At 46.3% G+C, this 24,975-nt stretch carries 23 protein-coding genes, 1 pseudogene and 1 CRISPR repeat array (1 of these 25 running past the window's edge); of the genes and pseudogenes, 12 read left to right on the forward strand and 12 right to left on the reverse strand.

The window, feature by feature from the left end; genetic code table 11:
- Window positions 1-317: direct repeats of the CRISPR family, unit length 36 nt; unit sequence CTCCCCACTCGCTGGGGAAACTAATTGAATGGAAAC; it begins 1,390 nt to the left of the window's first position.
- Window positions 318-1,046: 729 nt separating this feature from the next.
- From QZW47_RS23250 to QZW47_RS23275, 6 genes and pseudogenes are all read right to left on the reverse strand, one after another.
- A complete protein-coding gene (locus tag QZW47_RS23250; protein ID WP_293132193.1) occupies window positions 1,047-1,841 on the reverse strand; it encodes a hypothetical protein in 795 nt (264 codons plus the stop codon).
- 601 nt (window positions 1,842-2,442) lie between these two features.
- Window positions 2,443-3,372, reverse strand: coding sequence for an LD-carboxypeptidase (locus tag QZW47_RS23255; RefSeq protein WP_293132195.1), 930 nt, complete (start codon window positions 3,370-3,372; stop codon window positions 2,443-2,445).
- A 307-nt stretch (window positions 3,373-3,679) separates the two neighbouring features.
- Window positions 3,680-4,441 carry a type I methionyl aminopeptidase gene (gene map, locus QZW47_RS23260; protein ID WP_293132198.1) on the reverse strand — a complete coding sequence of 254 codons (762 nt, stop codon included), beginning with the start codon at window positions 4,439-4,441 and terminating at the stop codon, window positions 3,680-3,682.
- Window positions 4,442-4,480: 39 nt separating this feature from the next.
- Window positions 4,481-5,559: pseudogene (locus QZW47_RS23265) on the reverse strand (glycosyltransferase family 4 protein).
- 528 nt (window positions 5,560-6,087) lie between these two features.
- Complete coding sequence (locus tag QZW47_RS23270) at window positions 6,088-7,290, reverse strand: HEAT repeat domain-containing protein (protein WP_293132201.1); 1,203 nt, start codon at window positions 7,288-7,290, stop codon at window positions 6,088-6,090.
- 191 nt (window positions 7,291-7,481) lie between these two features.
- Window positions 7,482-7,685, reverse strand: coding sequence for a hypothetical protein (locus tag QZW47_RS23275; RefSeq protein WP_293132203.1), 204 nt, complete (start codon window positions 7,683-7,685; stop codon window positions 7,482-7,484).
- Window positions 7,686-7,920: 235 nt separating this feature from the next.
- Here QZW47_RS23275 and QZW47_RS23280 point away from each other — a divergent pair, with 235 nt between their 5' ends.
- Entirely contained in the window at window positions 7,921-9,693 is a 1,773-nt protein-coding gene (locus QZW47_RS23280; protein WP_293132206.1) for a CapA family protein, read from the forward strand.
- Between the two features lie 177 nt (window positions 9,694-9,870).
- Here QZW47_RS23280 and QZW47_RS23285 read toward each other — a convergent pair whose 3' ends face one another.
- The 3 genes from QZW47_RS23285 to QZW47_RS23295 all read right to left on the reverse strand — a co-directional run bounded on the left by QZW47_RS23285 (window position 9,871) and on the right by QZW47_RS23295 (window position 12,017).
- The gene (locus QZW47_RS23285) at window positions 9,871-10,044 is read right to left on the reverse strand and encodes a hypothetical protein (protein ID WP_293132209.1); all 174 of its coding nucleotides are present in this window, start codon (window positions 10,042-10,044) and stop codon (window positions 9,871-9,873) included.
- A gap of 24 nt (window positions 10,045-10,068) precedes the next feature.
- On the reverse strand, window positions 10,069-11,160 hold the full coding sequence (locus tag QZW47_RS23290; protein WP_293132213.1) for a PfkB family carbohydrate kinase: 1,092 nt from the start codon (window positions 11,158-11,160) through the stop codon (window positions 10,069-10,071).
- 305 nt (window positions 11,161-11,465) lie between these two features.
- Window positions 11,466-12,017 carry a response regulator gene (locus tag QZW47_RS23295; protein WP_293132216.1) on the reverse strand — a complete coding sequence of 184 codons (552 nt, stop codon included), beginning with the start codon at window positions 12,015-12,017 and terminating at the stop codon, window positions 11,466-11,468.
- Window positions 12,018-12,601: 584 nt separating this feature from the next.
- Here QZW47_RS23295 and QZW47_RS23300 point away from each other — a divergent pair.
- The 3 genes from QZW47_RS23300 to QZW47_RS23310 all read left to right on the forward strand — a co-directional run bounded on the left by QZW47_RS23300 (window position 12,602) and on the right by QZW47_RS23310 (window position 14,769).
- Window positions 12,602-13,588, forward strand: coding sequence for a lipoyl synthase (locus tag QZW47_RS23300; protein ID WP_293132346.1), 987 nt, complete (start codon window positions 12,602-12,604; stop codon window positions 13,586-13,588).
- A 125-nt stretch (window positions 13,589-13,713) separates the two neighbouring features.
- Window positions 13,714-13,860: a photosystem I protein PsaX gene (locus tag QZW47_RS23305; RefSeq protein WP_293132219.1), complete on the forward strand. Its 147-nt coding sequence runs from the start codon at window positions 13,714-13,716 to the stop codon at window positions 13,858-13,860.
- Between the two features lie 312 nt (window positions 13,861-14,172).
- On the forward strand, window positions 14,173-14,769 hold the full coding sequence (locus tag QZW47_RS23310; protein WP_293132222.1) for a DJ-1/PfpI family protein: 597 nt from the start codon (window positions 14,173-14,175) through the stop codon (window positions 14,767-14,769).
- A 275-nt stretch (window positions 14,770-15,044) separates the two neighbouring features.
- Here the strand turns inward: QZW47_RS23310 and QZW47_RS23315 are convergent, their stop codons facing one another.
- Window positions 15,045-15,935, reverse strand: a complete 891-nt coding sequence (locus QZW47_RS23315) for a carbohydrate ABC transporter permease (RefSeq protein ID WP_293132225.1) — start codon at window positions 15,933-15,935, stop codon at window positions 15,045-15,047.
- A gap of 59 nt (window positions 15,936-15,994) precedes the next feature.
- Between QZW47_RS23315 and QZW47_RS23320 the strand changes: the two genes are divergently transcribed.
- The 4 genes from QZW47_RS23320 to QZW47_RS23335 all read left to right on the forward strand — a co-directional run bounded on the left by QZW47_RS23320 (window position 15,995) and on the right by QZW47_RS23335 (window position 19,492).
- Window positions 15,995-16,573 (forward strand): GNAT family protein, encoded by a 579-nt coding sequence (locus QZW47_RS23320; RefSeq protein ID WP_293132228.1) that lies wholly within the window; start codon window positions 15,995-15,997, stop codon window positions 16,571-16,573.
- A gap of 49 nt (window positions 16,574-16,622) precedes the next feature.
- A complete protein-coding gene (locus QZW47_RS23325) occupies window positions 16,623-17,576 on the forward strand; it encodes a type IV pilin-like G/H family protein (RefSeq protein WP_293132231.1) in 954 nt (317 codons plus the stop codon).
- Window positions 17,577-17,583: 7 nt separating this feature from the next.
- Window positions 17,584-18,237, forward strand: coding sequence for a phosphoribosylglycinamide formyltransferase (gene purN / locus QZW47_RS23330; protein ID WP_293132234.1), 654 nt, complete (start codon window positions 17,584-17,586; stop codon window positions 18,235-18,237).
- Between the two features lie 145 nt (window positions 18,238-18,382).
- Complete coding sequence (locus QZW47_RS23335) at window positions 18,383-19,492, forward strand: bifunctional 2-polyprenyl-6-hydroxyphenol methylase/3-demethylubiquinol 3-O-methyltransferase UbiG (protein WP_293132237.1); 1,110 nt, start codon at window positions 18,383-18,385, stop codon at window positions 19,490-19,492.
- Window positions 19,493-19,628: 136 nt separating this feature from the next.
- Here the strand turns inward: QZW47_RS23335 and rlmN are convergent, their stop codons facing one another.
- Entirely contained in the window at window positions 19,629-20,738 is a 1,110-nt protein-coding gene (gene rlmN / locus QZW47_RS23340) for a 23S rRNA (adenine(2503)-C(2))-methyltransferase RlmN (protein ID WP_293132240.1), read from the reverse strand.
- Window positions 20,739-21,218: 480 nt separating this feature from the next.
- On the opposite strand from rlmN, the gene lgt reads away from it, so the two are divergent.
- The 4 genes from lgt (at window position 21,219) to QZW47_RS23360 (ending at window position 24,641) form a co-directional block, all read left to right on the forward strand.
- Window positions 21,219-22,112, forward strand: coding sequence for a prolipoprotein diacylglyceryl transferase (gene lgt / locus QZW47_RS23345; protein WP_293132243.1), 894 nt, complete (start codon window positions 21,219-21,221; stop codon window positions 22,110-22,112).
- A gap of 122 nt (window positions 22,113-22,234) precedes the next feature.
- Complete coding sequence (cobM, locus tag QZW47_RS23350; RefSeq protein ID WP_293132246.1) at window positions 22,235-23,038, forward strand: precorrin-4 C(11)-methyltransferase; 804 nt, start codon at window positions 22,235-22,237, stop codon at window positions 23,036-23,038.
- 76 nt (window positions 23,039-23,114) lie between these two features.
- Window positions 23,115-23,951, forward strand: a complete 837-nt coding sequence (locus tag QZW47_RS23355) for a dienelactone hydrolase family protein (protein ID WP_293132249.1) — start codon at window positions 23,115-23,117, stop codon at window positions 23,949-23,951.
- Window positions 23,952-24,158: 207 nt separating this feature from the next.
- Window positions 24,159-24,641 (forward strand): flavin reductase family protein, encoded by a 483-nt coding sequence (locus tag QZW47_RS23360; RefSeq protein ID WP_293132252.1) that lies wholly within the window; start codon window positions 24,159-24,161, stop codon window positions 24,639-24,641.
- Here the strand turns inward: QZW47_RS23360 and QZW47_RS23365 are convergent.
- Window positions 24,609-24,975, reverse strand: a 367-nt coding sequence (locus QZW47_RS23365; RefSeq protein WP_293132255.1) for a hypothetical protein, incomplete at its 5' end; no start/stop codon positions are given. The genes QZW47_RS23360 and QZW47_RS23365 overlap by 33 nt on opposite strands.

Consider the following 24,975-nt stretch of genomic DNA (forward strand, 5'->3'; position numbering starts at 1 on the left):
GGAAACTAGCCAAGGGTGTTATTAAGCTGCAAAGTTCCGTTATCCTTGCTCCCCACTCGCTGGGGAAACTAATTGAATGGAAACTCAAATATCACTCCGTGTGCAGCGAAGTGACCAACAATGCGATTACCCTCCCCACTCGCTGGGGAAACTAATTGAATGGAAACTCAGCTCCTCCATAACTAGCTACAACTTTCCCATCTTGTGTCACTCCCCACTCGCTGGGGAAACTAATTGAATGGAAACCTTATAACTGACATATAGGCTTTACCTAATGTTGGCTCCCCACTCGCTGGGGAAACTAATTGAATGGAAACTCGCGACGCAAAGAAACCCGGTTTCTACCAAGAAACCGGGTTTCCGAGCCCGCGCTACAATCCTAAAAAGACTTAAGGACTAGCCGAATATATACCAATATATTGCGAATAAAACAATTGAAATGTCGAACTTTTTCTGTCGATTTACTGCACTTTATTTCGATCGAAATTACCTCTTCACGAATCCCCAAAATATCTAAAACACCAAGATTTGTAGGGGCGGGTTCGCCCAAATTCAGATCATCAAATCCCAGAACTGAAAAACCCGCCCCCACCCATCGGTTGGGTGGGGGCGGGTTTATAAATATTGTTGATTAGAGTTACAAATTAGGGTGAACCCGCCCCTACAAATCCTCGGAAAAGATGATTTTTTCGGACTTACCTAGTCACATATACTCCGCTTCACAAATCCAAAATTACATCTAAAATACCAAAATTTGTAGGGGCGGGTTCGCCCAAATCTACAATGAAATCGACGGACTCAAAAACCCGCCCCAACCCATCGCAGAACCGGGAAAACTTGTTCCTAATCGGAGTTGGTTGGTTGGGTTGGGGCGGGTTTATAGATATTGTTTATTTGAGTTACAAATTAGGGTGAACCCGCCCCTACAATTCCTGGGAAAAGATGGTTGGTTGGGTTGGGGCGGGTTTATAGATATTGTTCATTTGAGTTACAAATTAGGGTGAACCCGCCCCTACAATTCCTGGGAAAAGATGATTTTTTCGCGCTTACCTAGTCACACACACTCCGCCTACGGATACGCGACATTGCTCAGGACGATCGAACCTGCTATTATCATTAGGGCGATCGAATCTACTATCATCCGCCCTCGCCGAATCTAAATCCCTAGTCCGCGAATTGTAATAATAATCGCCCGCCGGAACAGCCCTAGTCGGTACAGCGCAATAAGTCCCGTCCCTGCCGGTATCATCAAACCTGACTCTTACTATAGAACGTCGATCGGCACAATCAACAGGTCGCAAGCCAAAATCATCACGCAAAATCCGTTCTCCATCGTAGCTGCTGCTACGCCTGCTGTCGTTTCTGTCATCCCGCCGATTGCTAGCCCGTCTGTCGCCGCCATCAATTCCCGCAACTTCCACCGTGTAGCTACCGCCCCTCGCAGCATCTTTCGCCAACACCAACAGCTTGTAATCGCCGCTGCGGGGAATCACATAATTAAAAGAACTGTCTTGCGTAAAAGCGACTTGCTTGTTGTTCCCGTAAAATAGTACCATTACAGGAGTAAAACCGCGACTTCGACCCGTATCTAAAAACACTTCAATGTTATCGCCTTCCCGCGCACTGAAAGTATATTCTTGACCCCGCAATTCCTCTGTCGGAGTTCCGGGTGTCCACATATTTCGGAAACGGTAAATCGGGGAAGTGCGCCGGATTACTCCATCTATGCGATCGTTATTCTGTATGGATTCAGCAACTGCACTTGACGGAATTGCGGTAAGTGCCAATCCGGCAACTAGGACAGTGGCAGCTATACTGTTTAACAAGTTGTGTACTTTCATTTCAACCTCTCAAAAATTTTAAAATCTTTTTGCCTTGTTTGCGCCGACATTTGCATACACACCATTTTAAATCTAATTTCTGCCAACCGTGTTAACCTCACCCAACTGGACTATTTAGCTGGTGCTAAATCTTAATTTTGCACTAAGGTTCGTAGTGAGGACTTTAGTCCTTCTTAGCTTGTTGAGTAAGAAAGGACTGAAGTCTTTACTACAAACCAAGTTGTAGGGTGCGTCAGGGTTGACTGTTTTGATCGCAGACTAATCATTTTCCCCTGACGCACCCTACAAACTACCAACTAAAACCCTTGATTAATCTCGCTTTTGCCAGAGTTTCGTTCGGGTGCATCTGGTTTTTGAAGAGGGCGAAGCATGACCGCATATAAGTTATTAGTTATAATCCCATATTGACTGCGGTCATGCTTCGCCCCTACAAACATATTTGCAAAAGTGAGATGCACCCGTCTCGATCCCCCTAAATCCCCCTTAAAAAGGGGGACTTTGATCGCTTCCGGTTCCCCCTTTCTTAAGGGGGGTTAGGGGGGATCAGCTATTTAGCTGGTGCAAAATCTCAAGTTAAACTTAGTAGACGTTGATGTCGCATCTAAAGTTGCGATGTATCCCCACAAATCAGCAATCCCGATTCCGCATCCAGACTCGCCTCAATTCCCATCGGTAAAGCAGCGTTAACTCCCTCGTGCCCAAACGGCAAATCTGAGACAATGGGAATATTTAAGTCACTCAGCCGATCGCGCAAAACCTCATCAATGCTAAAACTAATACTATCCGGGCCAACCTCGCAGCGACTAAAGCGCCCCAAAGCAATCCCCCGCACTCCCGCAAAAGCCCCCGCCATCCGCCACTGAGTCAACATACGATCGACCCTGTAAGGAGCCTCGGAAACATCCTCAAATGCGAGAATAGCACCTGTTAAATCCGGTTGATACGGGGTTCCGAGCAAATGAGTCGCCACCGTCAGATTCGCCGGAAACAGCCGCCCGGTAGCCTTTCCACCAGCCCAACCTTTACCTTGCAAAGATTGTAACGGACGGCCTTCGATGCAGTCAAACAGTCGATCGACAGACCAATCAGGTTCAGCCGCCAAAGTCGTCAGCAGCGGCCCGTGAACGCCCCAAATCCCCAACTTAGCGTCATTCCACAGCAAAGCCGTAATATCAGAAAAGCCGATTAACCATTTCGGCGCATGGGATTCGGGAGTCGGAAACTGGGAATTTGCCCGATCGTCCACCCTAGCTTTTTCCAAAAGTCGAGTGCTACCGAAACCACCTCTAGCACACAGAATACCACGACAATCCGGGTCACTGAGGGCATCTGCGAGCTGTCGGACGCGGTTTTCGTCGGAACCTGCCAAATAGCCAGTGCGATCGGCAAAACCCGGTGTCAATTCAACTCGATAGCCGCGAGATTTCCAAATTTCCAAACCCCGCTCAAAATTAGTCAATTCTCGCAGCGCCCCACTAGGCGCAATTACCCTAAGCAAATCTCCCGGTTGTAGCCATTTCATATTAGTCATTTGTCATTTGTCATTTGTCATTACTCGTAGGGTGTGTCGCCATGAAAAATCTCTGACTAAAAATGAACAATCTCTATAGCGACGCACCTAACCCAATCCGATTTTAAAATAGGCTTTTTGACGAATTTCTGAAGTCAACCATATTGCGGTAGGGGCGGGTTAAGCTAAAAATTCATGAGACAATCGAGTGTATCAAGGCAAAACCCGCCCTTCTTTTTGACTTAAATTGCATAAATCTTTGATTAATACGTAAACCGCAGATTGCAGACAGATTAACGTAGATTAACGCAGATAACTAGGAAATGCTTTAAGGCAAAGTCAAAATTTCTACCCCAGAATCAGTCACAGCCAGAGTATGTTCAAATTGAGCCGAAAGCTTTCCATCCTTAGTAATAGCAGTCCAACCATCCGCCAAAATTTCCACATCCCAAGTCCCCTCATTAATCATCGGTTCAATCGTAAAAACCATGCCTTGTCTGAGCTTCTTTCCAGTCCCCCGCTTACCGTAATGCAAAATTTCCGGTTCAGTGTGAAAAACGCGATGCACGCCGTGTCCCGCAAAATTTCGCACTACCGAAAAACCCTGCGCTTCCGCATATTCTTGAATCGCCGCACCGATATCTCCAGTGCGAGCACCCGGCTTAACTTCCGCAATTCCTCTTCTGAGACATTCCTCAGTTACTTCAACCAATCGTTTAGCTACAGGTGAAGGTTCCCCAACAAAAAAGGTTTTAGAAGTATCGCCATGATAGCCATCAACTAAAGGCGTGACATCAATATTAATAATGTCACCTCTTCTGAGAATTTGTTTAGCATTTGGAATACCATGACAAACAACTTCATTGACACTCGCGCACAGAGATTTCGGAAATCCTTTATAACCTAGCGGAGCACTTTTTGCGCCGTGGGCTAAAGTCCAGCGTTCCGCTTCATCATTAATTTGCAGAGTGCTGACACCAGGTTTAATCATTGGTTCCAGATGCAGCAGAAGCTGAGCTGCTAAGCGGCCAGCTTGACGCATTTTTTCGACTTCTCTACTCGATAAAAGCACTAAACGTTCAGTTGCCATAGTTTTTTTGTTTGTTGTTGTAGTCGATTAAGAGTTTATTTAACTCAATTTTAGAATAGACTTGAACCAGCGCTCAAAAAGATCGCCCGCCACGACTAAATTGTATTCTACCTCTGCTTGTCGCCGGCAAGCGTTGCGGTCAATTTCATCCAAACGGTCGATCGCACTTACCAAGCCATTTACACTGTCAGGCTTCACTAAAAAGCCCGTCAACCCATCTCGAACAATTTCCGCAGGCCCCCCGCGCTCATAGGCAATCACAGGCACACCGCACGCTAAAGCCTCGATCGCGACATTTCCGAAAGCCTCCACCCAGCGCGGCGTCATCAACAATGCTCGGCACTGACGGACTTGCTCTTGCATTTTGGTTGTTGTCAAAAACCCTAAATATTCTACCGGAGCATCCGGGTAATCTGCACAAATTTTTTGCCAATAATTCTCATCCTGCATTTTGCCATAATTTTCAGGGGAATGCCTGTAATTTTTGCAGCCGCCACGGCATCTTCTAAGGCTTTTTCCGGGGCGATGCGACCTAGCCAAGCTAATTTTGATTCCGGTTGGCCGCAAAATTCGTACAGCGATAAATCGATGCCGCCGTTTCCCACCAACTCACACTCGCTAGCAAAGGCAAAGGTTTGAGCTTGGGTAAGGGTGCAAACTCCCAGAGTACCGGGAAATTTGGCAGCGATTTGTTCGGCAATGCGATCGAACGATCGCGAAAGTGAGCCCATACTGATAAAATGGGCGATCGGAGTCCTAAAAAATGGCGTCAAATAAAATGGCAGCCAATCGTAGGCAAAGTTAACAATCAGATCCCACTCATCCTGAACTTGGCGCGCATATTCCCACATATTTGCCAGCACAGAATCTGCCGGCATCACAATCGGATCTTGGTAATCTTGTGTTTGGGCGGTTACTTGCAAATCGCCAGTTATTTCAATTACTGGAATTGATTCTAAAACTGAACCCTTCGGTGCTACAACAGTTATTTTATGACCTCGGCGCTGCAATTCTTTAGCAATGTTGAACACTGTAAGTTCGACTCCGCCGCCCAACCCCGAACCGAGTTGACCGACAGAAGTTGATAGGAACAATAATTTTAAAGAGTTATTGGTCATTAGTCATTAGTTATTAATCACTTCTTCTAGCATATTATCAAATTTAGCTTTGTCTTAAAATAATAATTTTTCGAGTGCAATACGAGCATCTCCGCCCGCTTATATTTCAATACGGTTGACAAATAGGCTTTTTGACTAATTTCTGAAGTCAACCATATTGCGGTAGGGGTGGGTGCCGGCGAATAATTTATGAAATAATCGACTGTATCAAGGCAAAACCCACTCTTAAGTAAACTAATTTCTGAAGTCAACCAGATTGCGGTAGGGGTGGGTGCCGGCTAACAATCTATGAAATAATCGACTGTATCAAGGCCGGCACGCGCCCTCTCTTAAGTAAACCGTATTGGCTTATATTTTATACCATTTAGACAAAAGATTGCTAGACAATAAATATTGTACTTGTTTACAATGACCATCGTCAAAAGGTGCGTCGCTGTTAAATTGTCGATATTTTTTAGGGATTATTCATGGCGACACACCCTACGATTACTGTCAACTGTCAACTGACAACTGTCAACTGTCAACTGACTAATCATCCCTCCCAGAACGCGGGCGGATGCGATTCAACTGATTGATTGCCCAGCGGGCAGTTTCCTGAACTTCTGTATCTGGATCGTCCGTGGCGCGATGCAACAAGTGACTGATTTGATTCACCAATTCGTAAATCCGCGTCAAGTCGCGAATCGTATTTTTCCGCACTTCAGGGTTTTCATTTTGCAGGGAAATTGACCAGGCATTATTCATCGGTTTGAGGGTGCGGATGCCAATTTCCGAGACACTTGCCAAAATTAAACTGTACTGTTTAGAGTCAGAATTTGCCAGCAAATCGAGCAACGGCTCCACTGCTCGGGAATCTCCTTGCTGACCGAGTTCCCAAATTGCTTTGCGCCTCTGTGCTGGATTTAGGTGCTGCAAATCTTCAATTAGTTTTTCAATAACATCGAGTTTAGGTTTCGGCTCCTTTTCTGGAAGAGAAATATTTTTTTTGCGATTTGCTAGCTCAGAGGCTCGATTAGCTGTTTCGGGAATGTTCAAAGCCGAGTCGCCGTTGCCGTTGCTGTGCTTTTCCTCCGTCCCGATATCGGAATTAATTCGATCGCCCTCTACCCCTGCATCCTCAGATTCTTCTGCGCCCCGTTCTAGGATAAACGGTAAAGGTCGATCGTTGCCATCGGGATTGTAGCCCTTGGATGAATTAACAGGATAGGGCAATGGTGGTAATGGTTTTGCTGCCCCAGAAGCCAGCCGTTGCTGTCGGGTTTCCGGCAAATTTGTCTCAACCTCGGGATTGCTGAATGCAGGGTTTCTTGGGTTGTGGCGAGAGCCTCTTGGGCCTATTCGCTTTCGATGATTTGAATCGTCGCTGCCAACTAATTTTAGCATGATAAATACTGCCGCTGCCGTGACTACAACTGCTGCAAAACCCAACATTAACAGCCCCCGTTGCTGCGACAAAATGACAATTATTTGGGAGATTGGTTTCGGGATTTTGGAATTAGATTTTTGCGTTTTCGGGGGCAAGGATTTGTTTTTATTGGGCGCTGGTGAGGGTTTTGGAGGATTCGAGTCCTGGCGGTCGTCCGGGGGAGAGTTCGCCTGAGCAATTTCTTCGGAAACAACCCGGTACGAAGCATTGACAATCTGTTGCCTTCCGTCCGCACTGGGACTAAAGGCAGCGCCCAGACAGGCAATGCAGGTCAATAAACATAAACTGGAGCGGTAATGCGCCATAAGACTCAATCGGGTTTTTGAGAGGCCGCCGCCTGACGAGCTTTAGTGTAACCTTGAGTTAGCTCGATCCTAGCTGCTCTGCGCTCAACTAACTCACAAATAGCACCCTTCTCGCGAAAAATCATAATTTGAGGCGGCAGCGCTCCGGATCTCGATAACACAATTGCGTCATTGACGTGCAACTGTTTTAACTAATTAGTTTGAAAATAACTAAATCGGAGGCTGCGGGTAAAGCAGCGGCATCGAGAAAGTTGATTGACTGCTTTCGCCTCAGCTACCTGCTGTGCAGGCGTTCCGGCTGCCGCCAGCACAGCACGGGTGCGCTCCGGGGGGATGGCGGGCAATTGTGGCTCGCCGTCGATTTCTCGCGGGTAGCATGACGCAGTGAGTTTCACTGCGTCATCGCCGAGCGATCGCTTTTGTCTTCATCTTAATCGCAAGCCGGACAAGCGGGATTTACTACAGCAACGAGAAACCAGGTTTTTGAGAGCATTCTTACCTGTTCACCAAATATTTTCAGTATGTTTATTTGTACTTACTCACTTATGTTAAATCATCGCAATTTCATTGTTTTTCGCCGAATGTGATATAAGATCGAGCTAAATTTATCGTGTGAGAGTAGAGGCATTTGTGAGCCAACAAGATATTCTAAATTTAGCAAAAGAAGGCGACCCCAAGGCGATCGCATTTCTGCTAGGCCAAGCACTCCAAAGCTTCGGCGTCACCGCTAAAGCCAGCCTGGAAAATGACACCCTGCACCTACTGCTGGAAGCAGAACAATTGCCCGCAGAAGAAGCCTGTCTCCGAGTCGCACTCAAAGGATTGCAGCGGCTGCAACCAAATCACATTTACGGAGTAACAGTTTACGGGCGGCTCGAAGGCCAGCAATTACCCGCTTGGACTCAGACGGTAGAATTAAAAAAACCCTTGACAAAAGCACCTGTTAGTGTGCCTGTTGCCGAAAGAGCAACAGTTTCTGTCAGTGGAGCGGCTGCGGTGAGCGCACCCGCTGCCCAAATTCCTGTGACTTTGCCAACCATAGAAAACACTCAAAATGTCACAACTGCACCGTCTCAAATACCAGAAAAATTCCCGCCTCCACCCGCTAAAATCCCAACTCCCCAACCCACAAACCTACCGCAGCCAAAGCCATCACCACGGGCAAAGTTAGCCCGCACTAAAACTAAAAAATCTTGGCTGTCAGTCGGTGCTCTGAGTCTGATTCTCGTACCGATAGCTGGCTTTGTACTGGGTTCTCAATTTAACAAATCCTCAACCACCGCTACCATTAACCCTCTCACGCCAAAAGCTGGGGTACAAAAAGTAAGCGCAGCGAAACCATCCCGCAAGGAATCGATCCCAGCATCAACATCCGCCACCAAACCCGCATCAAAATCGCCCTTGCAGGCAGCAAAAATACCTACAAATCTGCCCGCAACTGTCAGCATCAAAGCAGTTGGCGACATGATCCCCGGCACCAATTTCCCCTACAACAAACTGCCGGAAAATAAGGAGCGTTTATTTGAATCGGTAAAATCTTACCTCCAAGGAGCCGATATTCTGTTTGGCAATTTTGAAAGCACGATGACCGATTATCCTTACAGCTCCAAAGGAGGCGGCGGAGGAATGCTGTTTGCCTTTCGGACGCCTCCGAGTTATGCCAAAATTTTCAAAGATGTGGGTTTTGATATCTTGAATGTTGCCAACAATCACTCCTACGATTTTAACGAGCAGGGATTTAAGGACACGATCAAAAACATCGACAGCAACGGTATGAAAGCTGTTGGTAAAAGAGATCAAATTGTTTATCAAAACGTCAAGGGCGTAAACGTTGCTTTTATAGGTTTCAGCAACTACGGCGAAGTTCACAATTCCTTGCTGGAACTGAAGGCGGGGGCAGAAGTTGTGAAAAAAGCGAGGCAAAAGGCTGATATTGTAGTCATATCAGTTCATGCTGGAGCTGAAGGAACCGGAGCTCAAAATGTCAGAAATACAAACGAGTTCTTTTACGGAGAAAATCGGGGAAATATGGTTTTGTTTTCGCGCACGATGATTGATGCGGGAGCAGATTTGATTTTGGGACATGGCCCGCACGTTACCAGAGCTTTGGAACTGTATAAAGGGAAATTGATTGCGTATTCCCTGGGCAATTTTATGGGTTATCGCACTTTGTCCACAGCCGGAGTATTAGGTCAATCTCTGATTTTAGATGTAAAAATGACTCCAAAAGGGGATTTTGTTTCTGGTAAGATTATCCCCGTCGAACTTAACAGCCAAGGTATTCCATCTGTGGATGACGATTTTAGGACTGTGGGGTTGATTCGCCGTTTGACAAAGAGCGATTTTCCAAATACTGGTTTGACGATTGATGACAACGGACAAATTTTGAAAAAGAGTAAGTAATTATTGGGAATTGGGCATTGGGCATTGGGAATTGGGCATTGGGAATAAATAACCTATAACCAATTACCAATTACTAATTACCCATAACCCAATACGGTTCACTTAAGAGATATCTCCCTGGCACACCCCTTAAAAAAGGGGAGTAGGGGGTGGGACAAGAATGCTCTCAAAGTCCCCCTACAACCAGGGGGATGCGAGGGGGATCTCCGGGGCATAAATAGTGTTAAGTAAACCGTATTGACCCAATTCCCAATGACCAATTCCCAATGACCAATTCCCAATGACCAATTCCCAATGACCAATTCCCAATGACCAATTCCCAATGACCAATTCCCAATGACCAATTCCCAATGACCAATTCCCAATTCCCAATAATTAGTCATAAACCATCGTTTTCAAAGCTTCTTTCATCTCCTCTGCTGTCGTCGTCGCCGTACCGAATTGACGCACGACAATGCTAGCGGCCAAATTTCCCAAAACCGCCGCTTCCCAACCGGATGCACCGACGCACAAAGCTAAAGTCATTGCTGCTACGACTGTATCTCCAGCACCAGTTACATCGAAGACATCTGTTTTGTTAAAAGGCGGAATATCCCAGCTTTGAATGGCAAATTCTCCCTGTTCACAAGTGGATGTGGGAGGAGGTGAATTTTTAATAGCTTCGCCGTTGACTCTTTCAAACAAACTCATCCCTTCTTCGCCGCGAGTAATCAGGATTTTTTGAGCTTGAGTTAAGTTCAACAAATCCCGTCCTGCTTGCATTAAAGTCTGAGAATTTTTGATAGCATATCCGACTGCTTGCTCGGCTTCTGGCAAGTTCGGAGTAAACAGCATGGCTCCGGAATATCGCTGCAAATTTGTTTGAGCGTCCACAATAGTTTTGCCGGGAACGACTGCCGATTCGATCGCCAAACGAGTCAAAACTCCATCGCCGTAGTCCGAACACACCACAGCATCTACTGTCGGGATTTGCTGCCGGATGTAGTCAGCTAATTGTAACTGCAAGTCTAAATCCGGCAACTCGTCCGATTTGCGATCGACTCGGACAATTTGCTGAGTCACCGACTGCCGCGCGTGCCCGGAAATGCGAGTTTTGGTGACAGTGGGACGCTGCGAATCGATTAAAATCCCAGCCGTATCAATTCCGGCCGCCTCAAAAATGCCGCACAAAGCCTTTCCCTGGTCGTCTTTTCCCACCAAACCAGCAACTTTTACTTTACCTCCGAGTTTTGCTAAATTGTAGACAGCATTTGCGCCACCTCCGGGTAATTGCCGAGTATTCTCGTAGCGCAAAATCAGCACAGGTGCTTCGCGGGAAATTCGCTCTACTTGTCCGGTAAGAAACTCGTCCAAGGTCAAATCTCCGATCGCTAATACCTGCGCTCGATCGAAGCAGTCTAATTTTTTCAATAATTGCTCTGTTGAGGCACGCAGTTGAGGCAAAAAATCGGAATAGTCGTTAGTCATTAACCAAAAAAATGAGACTGAGGAGTTGATAGTTGAGCGTGGCACGAGCGGCAATTAAAAATCCTAATCAAGATTAATAATTGATTTCCTCCCTGGTGTTATTTTTAACTTTTAATTGATTTTCTCACGGAGATTGTGAGAAACTTGTTGCACGTTGTTGGGTAGGGCGCGCGATCGAGAAATTTAGCTAAAAACTGCGGAGTTCAGGCAACCCATTGAGACCACAAAGCCAGAAATTTTCACAGTGTGGAAGTTTCCTTCTACCTGAGTGCCTTATACATGAGTACCTTCAGAACACCGCAGAATTATTTCAATTTCTGCTTGATGATTGTAATCACCTGAGTCATTTGTTTTTTGAGTGCATCAATTTCCGCTTGCATTTTCGCCATTTGCTTAGTCATCGCCTGAATATCGGCGCCGCCGGCTCCGGAGCTGGGTGCAGCCGCGGTGGCTGGGGCTTCTGGGACTGGTTTCTTTTTGGCCAGTACCATCGCCGACTTGATCGCCTCGGTTAGCTGCTTTTTCTCAAAGGGTTTGGCAATGAATGCAAAAAAATGCTTCTCGAAGGGTTTGGGAATTTTCTCCATCACCTCTTCTTCGCGGCCTGACATGATCACCAAAGGTATCTTGGAAAGCTCGGGATGGGCTTGCACTTTTTGATACACTTCCCAACCGCTGACTTTAGGCAGTAGAAAATCTAACATAATTAGATTCGGTCGGGCTTGACGGATCAGTTTGAGTCCCTCTTCGCCGTCTTTTGCTTCTAAAACTTCAAAGTTACCCTGAGGTAACATCTCTCGAACTCGGACGCGGATGACTTTACTGTCATCGATTACCAAGATTTTTTGACCGGCCACGACTGACTCCTTCAGTAATAAGTGTTGACACTCTCAGGGTGCGAGACCGCTGAGATTCTTGAATAGATCAGAAACCAATCTTCAAAGGCATTGTCAAGGTGCCTCGCTTTCGCTCAATACAACTATCTTTCGACGCTGCAATCGCGCTTGCGTTATCCTTTTCAAATGCTTTCTGGGTCTATCACTTTCGCCAGTTCCGCACGCTTGCCTTCCTGCTATTGCTTGCTCTTTTTGTTTGACGCCTCAATGCGTGTACTAAGTGGCCGGAATTTCTCCGTACTAGGATGGTTCGTCACGCAGACTGATTTACTTACTTGCCTCTAGATTATAGAGCACACACCACGGGGACTAAAGTCCGCCAAGTCGCTTTGCTCTCAGGACAGAAGTCTCTGAGTTTGCCGCCAACCGTGTGGTCTGATTTTGCAACCTTCAGTATATCTCTAAGAGAATTCTACCCAGAATTCTGCGCGAGTTTAGTTTTGCGGCAATTGAGCGCGATCGAGATTTCGCGCGCTAGTGCTACAAGTTCCGAGACTTTGATTTCGGATACGATCGAATATATTAACTCCATGCCCTTGATTTTTATGTCGCCCCAAACTCCTCAAACTCCTACTGTCAAAGCAACCGCCGCCCAAATACGCAGCGAAATCGAGGCGATGCCGGAGTGGCTGCGGCGCCCCATTGGCCTCGCCAGCGAACTTTCGCAAGTGCAGAAAATTATTAAACAGCGACAAATTCACACAATTTGTGAAGAGGGCAGATGTCCCAACCGGGGCGAGTGTTACGCCCAAAAAACGGCGACTTTTATGTTGATGGGGCCGACTTGCACCCGCGCTTGTGCTTTTTGTCAAGTAGATAAAGGTCATTCTCCGATGCCCCTCGATCCCCAGGAACCGCAGAAGGTGGCGGAGGCGGTGCAGTTGTTGGGTTTGCGCTATGCGGTGCTGACTTCGGTAGCGAGGGACGATTTGCCGGATGGCGGTGCGGGTTGGTTTGCGTTGACGATCGCCCAAATCCGGCACTTAAACCCCGATACTGAAGTTGAGGTACTGACGCCGGATTTCTGGGGAGGACTAGGTAGGGGCGGTGCCCCCGTGCCCGCCCTCCCCGTACCCGCCCCAGGCGAGAATTCCGGTTTGGATGAGTTGCAGCGGGAGCGAATTCGGACGGTGGTAGAGGCAAAACCGGCTTGTTACAACCACAATATTGAGACGGTGCGCCGGTTGCAAGGGCCAGTGCGGAGGGGGGCCAAGTACGATCGCTCGATCGACGTGTTGCGCCTTGTCAAGGAATTTGACCCAACTATTCCCACCAAATCCGGTTTGATGTTAGGGCACGGGGAAACCGAGGCCGAGATAGTCGAAGCGATGGCCGACTTGCGAGATGCCAAGTGCGATCGACTCACCCTCGGTCAATACATGAGACCATCTCTAGAACACCTCCCAGTGCGAAAATACTGGACGCCAGCCGAATTTGACCGTTTTGGGTCGATCGCCCGCGAGATGGGGTTTGAGCGCGTGCGATCGGGGCCTCTCGTCCGCAGTTCCTACCACGCCGGAGAGAGCGATTAAAAGCAATCTCTGTGCAACTCGGTATAAACTCCTAGTTACAAAAAATAACACTAAAGGATTGTGCTGATGTGCGACGCTCTCTGCTATTTGTAAATACAGTGACTTATGAATTAGGAGCTTGAATTATGGCAGAGATAGCAAAGAACCAATTAAAATCCGACTCCGTGATGAAAACGGGCAAATTCCCTTACACCTTTCGCACCGGCTGGTTTCTGTTGCTGTTAGCTATCAATTTTGTGGTTGCAGCCTTTTATTTCCATATCATTGAATAGTTCAGCAAGCTGACTTTTAGCAAACCCTGCTTTTGGGTAGCTTAAAGTCAGAGAGAGGGGGAGAGGGGGAGAGGGAGAGAGTGGGAGAGTGGGAGAGGGGGAGACTTTTTCCTACTTGCTTCTTGCTTTTGCCTACTTGCTTTTTTCTACTTGCTTCTTCCCTCTTCCTTCTCGCTTCTTCCTTCTGACTAATGACTAATGACTACCCAACGATCCGCAAGCTGACGAACAACTGACAACTAACAACCCAACTAACTGCTATTCTGACAACTGTCAACTGACAACTGTCAACTGACAGCTGTAGTATGTCTTATGCCAACTAGGAAAGTAGCTATTTTAATGTTCGATGATGTCGAGGTACTGGACTTTGCCGGGCCTTTTGAAGTGTTTTCGGTGACATCACAATTAAGTAAGGCTTCACAACCTTTTGCAGTCTCTACCGTAGCCGAACATCCCGGTGCAGTCATCGCCCGCAACGGTTTGAGTATAAATCCCGACTGCACCATTGCCGATTGTCCGCGCCCCGATATTTTAATTGTACCGGGAGGACTGGGCACGAGAAAGTTAATCGATAATTCAGCAGTGATTAACTGGATAGAAGATTGTTCGCAAACAGCAGAATTAGTGCTTTCTGTCTGTACGGGTTCGCTGCTGTTAGCAAAAGCGGGCTTGTTGGAAGGTTTAGCAGCAACTACACACCATGGAGCGTTAGATTTGTTGAGAGAATTAGCTCCTAATACAACTATTGTTGAAAATCAGCGATTTGTGGATAACGACAAAATCATCACTTCTGGGGGAATTGCTGCGGGAATTGATATGTCTTTGCACGTTGTCGGCAAGCTTTTAGGTACAGCACAAGCCGAACAAACAGCAGAGTACATGGAATATCATACTATTGTTCAAAAATGATGCACCTGTATTTGTAGGGTGTGTCGCTCTCTTTCAATCCCTAAATTTAATCGACAATCTCATAGCGACGCACCTTACACATCGCGTGGAATAAACAACCCTCCGTTTCAGTAAACCTCTTGCACTCCTGACACAATTATCTTAAAATTATCTGCGTTTATCCGTGTTCATCTGCCTTAAATCTGCGGTGAAAGGATCGAACAAGGATTTATACAATTCAAGTCTAGTCTCGCCCAACACTTGTTTTCTAGCAATAGTTTTTATTAAGAGTAGAATTAAGAATCGTCGCCCCAAACTCGAAGCTGAACATAAACTAATATCAAAGCTATGGCCATCAGGAAAGTTGCCGCAGCGGCTGCATAGCCAAAATCAAATTGCGAAAAAGCTTGATCGTAAATATAATAAACTAGCAAATTAGTAGAGTTCAAAGGGCCGCCGCCGGTAATGACGTAAACTTGCTCGAAACTCCGCAGGGTAAAAATAGCTGTAGTGACGGTAGCAAATACTAAAGTCGGCCGCAAACCGGGTAAAGTGATGTGCCAAAATTGCTGCCAACCATTAGCTCCATCCAATTCTGCTGCTTCGTAACGATTTACAGGAATTGCTTGCAATCCTGCTAAAAATACTACCATATTAAAGCCTAATTGTTTCCAAACACTGAGCAAGATTATGACGGGCATTGCCCAAACTGTGCTACTCAGCCAAGGTATCGGATTTAAGCCGATCGCCCTGAGCATATCATTCACCGGGCCATCGGTTTGAAACAACCACCGCCAACCCAAGCCAACAGCCACTAGAGAGGTAATCGAAGGGATAAAATAAGCAGTGCGGAGAGCTCCCCGCCAAGCAAACGAGCGATTTAGCAAAACGGCCAAACCCAACGGAATTATTAAACTGGGAATGACTGTCGCGGTTGTAAAATAGATCGTGTTTTGGAGAACTTGCCAAAAATCCGGGTTTGTGAGCAGGCGCGAGTAGTTGTTGAAGCCAATCAAACGCACTCCCGACTGGGTAAAGCTGCCTTTGGTAAAGCTGAGGTAGAATAAATAGGCGATCGGCCAAATCAAAAAAGTACCCAGAAACAGCAAAGCTGGGGCTAGAAATGTCCAAGCTGCGATCGACTCATTGTCCAACCAGTTAAAACGCCCAGATTTTATCGGAACCATTGGCTTGTAAATTTTAGCTTTTAATTTTAAATGGTATCACAATATAGGTCAATATTAAAATGAAATTGCTCGATATATTAGCAAATTTACCCACTATAGAAACTGAAAGGCTCCTGCTCAGAAAAATCACTTTAAATGATGCCAGCGATATGTTTGAGTATGCTTCTAACCCGGAAGTATCAGAATACACAATGTGGTCAACTCATGTCTCCATCGAAGACACTAAATACTTTCTCAAGTCTCTGACAAGAATGTACAAAAGACGAGAGCTTGTAGATTGGGGAATCGTCCACAAAGCCGAGAAAAAATTTATAGGGACTTGCGGATTTGTGGAATGGAGCATGACGCACAGCCGCGCGGAAATTGGCTATGCACTTTCGGCGAGACATTGGGGCGAAGGATACATGAGTGAGGCTGTCAATGCAATTATTGAATTTGGCTTTCGGGAGATGTTGCTAAATCGAATTATGGGTCGATGTGAAGTTAATAATATTGCTTCTGCCAGGGTGATGGAAAAAGTCGGGATGCAGTTGGAAGGGATTTTGCGACAGCAGGTATTTGTGAAAGGGCAATATTGGGATCTGAAAATTTATTCGATTCTGAGGGAAGAGTTTTTTGATGATCTTGTTGTAGAATAGCGCTGCCAGCAAGCGGTACAATGATTATGCAGGTCACGGGTTGACATTTATGCAAAAAACATACTTAAATATTTCTAGATTGCTGATTGGTGGCTGTTGCTTGTTGTCTGTGAGCAAGTTTGCTATAAGTGCGATCGCCCAACCGATCGCACCGCCAGCCCCAATTCTAGCCCAAACAACTACTCCCACAGCCAAAACTGTAGCCGAAAAATTAGTAGGACAGTGGCAGTTACAATATCTATTATCAGTTCCAGTTACAGTAATTTTTACACAAGAAGGCAAACTATTTATACTCACTTGGTCATTTCCTTTTGCACCTCCAACCGAACCTCTAACTGCCTATGAATTTAAATATAGAATTAACTCTACTACCCAGCCGATGGCAATAGATGTAATCGCCAATGCAATCGAAACTTTGCAGACAATCTTTGAATTTACTCCCAACGGTCAAATCCGCGTAGAATTCATCGGTTTAAAGTCGAGAGAAGCCAGACCAACTACTTTTACAACAGGTGCACTTTTTCTGCAAAAACTTTCCACAACTACAGCTTTACCTCGGAATACAATAATAAAAACATTTAATCAATTCGTAGGAGAAACTTCGCGACAAGCCTATGAGAGCGTACAATATATTCGGTCGATGCTTAATGCTCAACAAGCTTTCTATGCTGAAAATACAAAATTTGCTACAACATTTGAGGAAATGGGTATAGGAATGAAGTTTGAAGAAGAAAATTACCGTTATCAAATTCTCTCTCAAAGTAATTTCACCGAAGATGTAATTATGACGGTTCAAGCCAAAAAACCTCAATTGAGAAGTTATACTGGTGCAGTGTTTCTAGTTCAAGTTAAAGACGACAAGGAAAATGTTAGAACTAGCGTTGCATTTAGTTGCGTAACAAATTGGCCTTCTACTTCACCTCCACCGAGACCAATTGTCCCTAAAAATAACGACCCAGAAAACTTTCGATGTCCTGTTGGTTCCTCTTTGATAACACGGTAAAACTTTGATGATTGCAGCAAATACTAATTCTACAGACTGTTTAATTTCTCCCGCACTCATAGAGGGAAAGGCTAAGATTGCCACGCCATTAAAAATAGGAGTTTTAGCATCAGGAAGCGGCAGCAACTTCGAGGTAATTGCCCAAGCCATCCAAAAGGGACAACTCAATGCTGAAATCCCAGTATTAATTTACAACAATCCCGAAGCCAAAGCTGTCGCTAGAGCCAAAAAATACGGCATTCCTTCGATTTTGCTCAATCATCGCGATTGCAAAACCCGCGAAGAATTAGATACAAAAATTGTTAAAATTTTTCAAGCCCATAATGTAGAGTGGGTAGTGATGGCGGGTTGGATGCGGATTGTTACTAAAGTTTTGCTCGATGCTTTTGCCGACAAAGTTATTAACATTCATCCCAGCTTGCTGCCGAGTTTTCCAGGAATTCGCGCCGTCGAGCAAGCACTCGCCGCCAAGGTTAAAATAACCGGATGTACGGTGCACATCGCTCGTTTGGAAGTAGACAGCGGGCCGATTTTAATGCAGGCTGCGGTGCCTGTCTTGACTGACGATACGCCAGAAACGCTGCACGCCCGGATTCAGGTGCAAGAGCACAAGATTATGCTAGGTGCGATCGCCCTAATTGCCGATCGACCTCCGATTTAACTTAGGCTTTTTGCAGCATACAATCATACCAAATTTCGGCGCGCAGAACAACCACCGAGGTTATGATTGTCCGTAAAGTCGTAGCTTGCGGGGCGGGACGCCATCGCACTTTCCCCCAACTTGCGCGGTTATCACCGAAAATATTGTGACTAAAAAACCCACCAGTGCCGCATCTTCCCCCGAATTACCCGTCAGCGACTCACCCGAAACTTATGCGCCGCTGACAGACTCCAATCGCCTCAAATTAATTCTCAAAGAAAGACTCAAAAAGAACATCGGCATCAAGGGAGACTTTTATCTACCTTGCGTGCCATCGATGTTAGACGACTATCTGAAATTACTCTCCGACTTCTTGCAACTTCTCGGACAAAACCTCGATGCTGCCCAAACCGAAAACTTGCGAACATTAATCGCCAACGCCTTAGCAGAAGGATTCAAAAATTCTCCCCACGCTAGTCTAATCGTCTCATACTTTCCCGCCAATCCTCAAACTGGTTTAGCCGGCGGCATTACTATGAATACCAAGATTCAAGTCGAATCGATGGCCCAGAAATATCATACCTGGCCGGATATTCGCCCCGAACCTTTGTTTGGCAGCCATCCCGATGCTAAAGTTATGGCAATTGTCGCCGAATTAGGCGAACCGGGTAAAGCAGCTATTTTAGATGTTGGTGCGGGCCCAGGGCGCAATAGTCTACCTTTAGCTAGGTTAGGACATTCCGTGGATGCGATCGAGCTAACGCCGATATTTGCCGAAAAACTATCCGCAGCAGCCACCGCTGAAAATTTGCCGATTCATGTCACCCAAGGCGACGTTTTAGATCCTTTATTGAGGATGAAAACCTATCGATACAAATTAGCAATTGCTACCGAAGTTATCTCGCACTTCCGCTATCCCGAACAAGTCCGCTTATTCCTGGGTAAAATGTCGGATGCTGTGTTAAGTGGCGGGTTTATCTTGTTTAGCACTTTCTTAGCTATCGATGGGTACGAACCCGACGAGATGGCAAAACAAATGTCAGAATTGTGTTGGTCTTATTTAATTACCAGACAAGAATTGCAAGCAGCAATCGAGGGTTTACCATTAGAAATTATTGCGGATGAATCGGTGATTGAATACGAACAAAAACATTTGCCTGATGGTGCGTGGCCGCCGACACCTTGGTTTGTGAGTTGGGCGAGTGGACGCGATTTATTTCCTGTGCAAGAAACACCGCCGTTAGAGTTGCGGTGGATACTGGTTAAACGGTTGTAGGGTTGGTTGTAATATGATGTCAACTCGCAGAATCACAATCAAAAAGGTTCGTAGTAAGGACTTTAGTCCTCTGAATTTGATGCGGACTAAAGTCCTCACTACGAACCTTTTTTACCTAACACGAAAAATCTAATTTTCAACCCTCGGAGGCGCGCAGTTGTCCGCAGGCGGCATCTGCTTCTAAGCCGCGAGAATACCGCACGCTAACTGCAATTTTCTTTTCCTTCAAAACCGTCACAAATTGGTTAATTCGATTGGGAGTCGGCCGCTGATATTCTGCTTCCTGAATCGGATTGTAAGGAATTAAATTGACGTGACACTGAAAACCGCGCAACTGACTTGCTAACTCGGCTGCGTGCTCTGGTAAGTCATTCACATTTGCTAAGAGTACGTATTCAAAGCTTAATCTACGTCCAGTCGATCGCACATATTCGCGGCATTCTGCCATTAACTCACCCAAAGGATAAGGGTGGGCGCTGGGAATCAACTCTTCGCGCAGTCTTTGATTGGAAGCGTGGAGGCTGACGGCGAGGGTAACTTGCAGTTGATGTTCGGCTAGTTGGGTGATGCGATTGCGGATTCCGACTGTGGAAATGGTGATGTTGCGCTGTCCAATTCCTACGTCTTGGTTCAAACACTTGACAGCATTTACAACGTTATCGATATTCAGCAGGGGTTCGCCCATCCCCATAAATACGATGTGGCTGACTCGGCGGCCGAAATCTTGCTGTACCGTCAAGACTTGATCAACGATTTCGTTGACTTCTAAATTGCGCTTGAAACCGCCTTTACCCGTAGCGCAAAAGTCGCAGCCCATGGCGCAGCCAACTTGGGCACTGACGCACACTGTCAGCCGTTTTTCGGTGGGAATGCCGACTGTTTCAATAATTTGACCGTCTGCTAATTTTAGGAGATACTTTACTGTGGCGTCTGGTGCGACCGATCGCAAATGAATAGTCGATCGCCCGATCGGAATTTTAGCAACAGTCTCGCGCCATTGTTTTGAGAATACAGAAATATCAGAGAGCGATCGAGCGCCTCTCTCATAAATCCACTGATACAACTGTTTGCCGCGATAAGCCGGTTGTCCCTGCTGCTGTACCCACTCCGTTAACTCAGCTAAATTCGCCCCCAACAAAGGAGGAATTTTACCAGACTCAACAGCCAAAGCAGCAGTCTTGCGAGACTGATTCGCATCCCTGGAATTACCAGAAGAGTACACCTGAGAAACGGAAGTAGGAGACATAGGTCATCAGAAAATTTAAAACCACCCTCTATATTAAAACCTCTCGACCAAAACTGCCGAGAATCCTCCTACGGGTACTTATGCAGAATACCCGGCGGTTGAAACCGCGTCTATACAGACAAAACCCGCCTCCGCGGGTTGAAGACTGGATGGTTAAAATTGCGTTACTTTCGACCGTCGGCGGAGGCCGACTTCGTTTGTGTAGACGCGGTTTCAACCGCCGTCTTCGTTTGACAAGACGCGGTTTCAACCGCCGTCTTCGTTCGTGTAGACGCGGTTTCAACCGCCGTCTTCCTTTGTATAGACTCGGTTTTCACCGCTGTCTGTATTTCCTGACAAAAATATCCGCAACAAAGTTAATTTTCGGCGAAATTCCCCAAATATTGCGTGTAAATGACCGCAGTCACCTAAAATAAACTCTGTAGTTTGTGAAAGGGTATGCAAATTTGACAGCTTTCCACCAAAATTAATTCAACTTTCATGGTGCTAAATATTCTCGCGCTACCTCTAGGCTTTCAATTTACATCGCCAGGCCCGATTATCTTTCAACTCGGCCCCGTAGCTATCCGTTGGTACGGACTGTTGATAGCTTCTGCTGTCTTAATTGGCGTCAGTCTATCCCAATATTTGGCAGAAAAGCGCCGCGTTAACCCGGAATTGCTGGGCGATTTAGCAATTTGGCTGGTTCTGGGCGCTATTCCTTGTGCTCGAATTTACTATGTGGCTTTTGAGTGGCAGCAATACGCCCAAAGGCCTGAAGATATTATTGCGATTTGGAAAGGCGGAATTGCCATTCACGGGGCGATTTTGGGCGGCACAATCGCAGCTTTAATTTTTGCGAAAATCCAGCGAGTTTCTTTTTGGCAATTAGCAGATTTAATCGCGCCTTCAGCAATTCTAGGTCAGGCGATCGGACGCTGGGGAAATTTCTTTAATTCTGAAGCTTTTGGTAGTCCTACGGATTTACCTTGGAAACTCTATATTCCCCCAAACAGTCGCCCGATCGCCTATGCTAATTTTGAATACTTCCATCCCACATTTCTCTACGAATCTCTGTGGAATTTGACAGTATTTGGGTTGCTGCTGACTTTATTTTTCCGCGATTTGCAAGGCAAAATTAGGTTAAAAACTGGTGCTTTGTTTTTGGTTTACATCGCAGCTTACAGTTCCGGTAGAGTCTGGATTGAAGGGTTGCGAACTGATAGTTTAATGTTCGGGCCGCTGCGGGCGGCACAGATGGTAAGCTTGACTGGGATTGTTTTAGGATTGAGTGGTTTGGCTTGGCTTTATTTGCTCGATCGCCCTTTGCCAGATGTGGTCTCAGCCACGGGCGATCGCGCCAAGGTTGCTCCCAAATCGCCAGAGGATCAATAAAAAACCCCAGAGACGTTAGTCTCTAGGGTTCAAAACCAGGGTGCATCTACCATCCCTTACTTCCAACCTAAATAGGTGCATCCGGAAACGCCGGTAAATTTAGCAAATTTTTTTTAGCAGCCATGACTTTGACAGAGATTGCATCCCTAATTCCAGGGGTATACATTGTAGGTGCAGGCCCGGGAGACCCGGATTTGTTGACTGTTAAGGCTCAAAAATTACTGGCTGCGGCTGATGTCATATTATTTGCCGATTCCCTAGTTCCCAAGCAAATTTTGGAGGGGGTGCGCGCGGATGCTGAAGTTATCCAAACTGCTGATAAGACTCTCGAAGAGATTGTACCTTTGATGGTGGAACGAGTGCGAGACGGCAAAAGCGTTGTCCGCCTTCATTCGGGAGATCCCTGTCTCTACGGGGCTGTGGGTGAACAAATGCAGGCTTTGGCCGAAGCGGGAATTGCTTTTGAGGTAATTCCGGGAATTAGCGCTTTCCAACTGGCGGCGGCTAAACTGAAAATTGAGTTAACAGTTCCCGGGGTTGTGCAGACAATTATTTTGACGCGGATTAGTGGCCGAACTGAAGTACCGGAACGTGAAGAATTGGCGAGTTTAGCGGCCCATCAAGCGAGTTTGTGCTTGTATTTGAGCGCGCGCCATGTCGAGCAAGCTCAAGCTAAGTTGATGGAACATTACTCGTCTGATTTACCTGTGGCGATTTGTTATCGGTTGGGTTGGCCGGATGAGAAAATTGTGTTGGTTGCTCTTGACAAAATGGCGATCGCCACTCATGAACATAATTTAATCAGAACGACGATGTATGTGATTAGTCCGGCTTTGGGTAAAGATGTTGAAGGGCGATCGCGATTGTATCATCCAGAGCACGATCGGCTGTTCCGATCGAAGGAAGTTCGGCAGCGGATTTTGTAGCGGATTTAACGGATGGAAGAGTTTCCAATGACAACTGTCAACTGTCAACTGTCAACTGTCAACTGACTAATTACAAATGAAAGATTTAACTCGCAGACAATTTATCACTGTCACCGCATTAACCGCCGGATTTGCCTTAGCAGTTCATCCTATTTCTTTGGCAACTATTACCACAGATTCAACTGGTTTAGTTGCAGGTGAAGTGAAAATTCCGGTCAAAGATGGGCAAATTCCAGCTTACAGGGCAATGCCTGCTAGCGGTAGCAATTTTCCAGTGATTTTAGTGGTTCAAGAAGTCTTCGGAGTTCACGCACACATTCAAGATATTTGTCGCCGTTTTGCTAAATTAGGTTATTTGGCGATCGCCCCTGAACTGTATTCTCGTCAAGGTGATGTTTCTAAAATCACCGACATTCAAGAAATTGTCAGTAAAGTTGTCTCGAAAGTTCCCGATGCTCAAGTTATGTCCGATTTAGATGCTACCGTAGATTGGGCGCAAAAGTCTGGAAAGGGCAATATTAATAAGTTGGGCATTACCGGGTTTTGCTGGGGTGGCAGAATTGTCTGGCTGTACGCCGCCCACAACCCGAAAGTTAAAGCTGGTGTGGCTTGGTACGGGCGTTTAGCTAGCGCTTCTACGGCTTTGACTCCCAAACAGCCGATCGACCTTGCAGCCACCTTGAAAGTGCCCGTATTGGGTCTTTACGGTGGCAAAGATGACTTAATTCCCAATGATACAGTCGAGAAAATGCGGCAACTTCTCAAAACTGGCAGCAGCGGTTCCGAAATCGTGGTTTATCCAGATGCGCCCCACGGTTTTAACGCTGACTATCGCCCCACATACCGGAAAATAGAAGCTGATGATGCTTGGAAAAAGCTACAAGATTGGTTTAAGAAGTACGGAGTTGTTTGAGAGTTTTGATGTCTTGAATTGGCAGTTAAAACTTATCCCCTTACTGCTTAAATAATGCTAATCTAACCAACCGCGAAGACGCGAAGTGCACGAAGTTATAGAAAGAAGAGAAAAGCCATATAGGCGCATCGCCCTTAAGACAGTTTGGTTTGTGAGCCCGACATTGGTAAACTGGCTGTGTAGAATTATCGATCGACAGGTAAGCCCGTGTTAGATGAACAAGCTAAAAAGACCATACTGCGGAAAATCCCCCACGGATTGTACATCTGCGGTGTCAAAGACGGGGAAGAAGTCAACGGTTTCACCGCTAGCTGGGTGATGCAATCTTCCTTTACCCCTCCCTTAGTCGTCAACTGCGTTAAGCAAGACTCTAAATCCCACGCCATGATCAAAGCCAGCGGTGTCTTTGCTTTGAGTTTCCTGGAAGCTGGACAAAAAGACTTAGCCCAGAACTTCTTTAAGCCGCAGCGCCGCGTTGGTAATAAATTTGAGGATGTAGAATTTTATCTGGGCCCCGAAACCGGTTGTCCGATTATTTCGGATACTCTGGGTTACGTTGAGTGCAATGTTGTCGGTGCTGTGGAACATGGGGATCACACGGTTTTTGTGGGAGAGGTTATCGGTGCTGGGGTTCACCGCGAGGGCGCTCCGTTGCTGTTAGAAAGCACTGGCTGGAATTACGGCGGCTAAAGACTTACCAGTTATTAGTTTCGTGCTCAACCTCAGAAACCCGGTTTCTCTGAGTTTTGGCGATTGGTAACGAGAAATAGTTGTAGAAACCCGGTTTCTCGTTTCTGCGCGTGAGATCCAAAAAGGTTTCTCGTTTCTGCGCGTGAGGCTCAGAAACCGGGTTTCTACGAGTTTTGGCGATTGGTAACGAGAAATAGTTGTAGAAACCCGGTTTCTAGTCCCTGCGCTCAACCTCAGAAACCGGGTTTCTACGAGTTTTGGCGATTGGTAACGAGAAATAGTTGTAGAAACCCGGTTTCTAGTCCCTGCGCTCAACCTCAGAAACCGGGTTTCT

This window comes from Microcoleus sp. bin38.metabat.b11b12b14.051 (assembly GCF_013299165.1).
Classification (GTDB): Bacteria; Cyanobacteriota; Cyanobacteriia; order Cyanobacteriales; family Microcoleaceae; genus Microcoleus.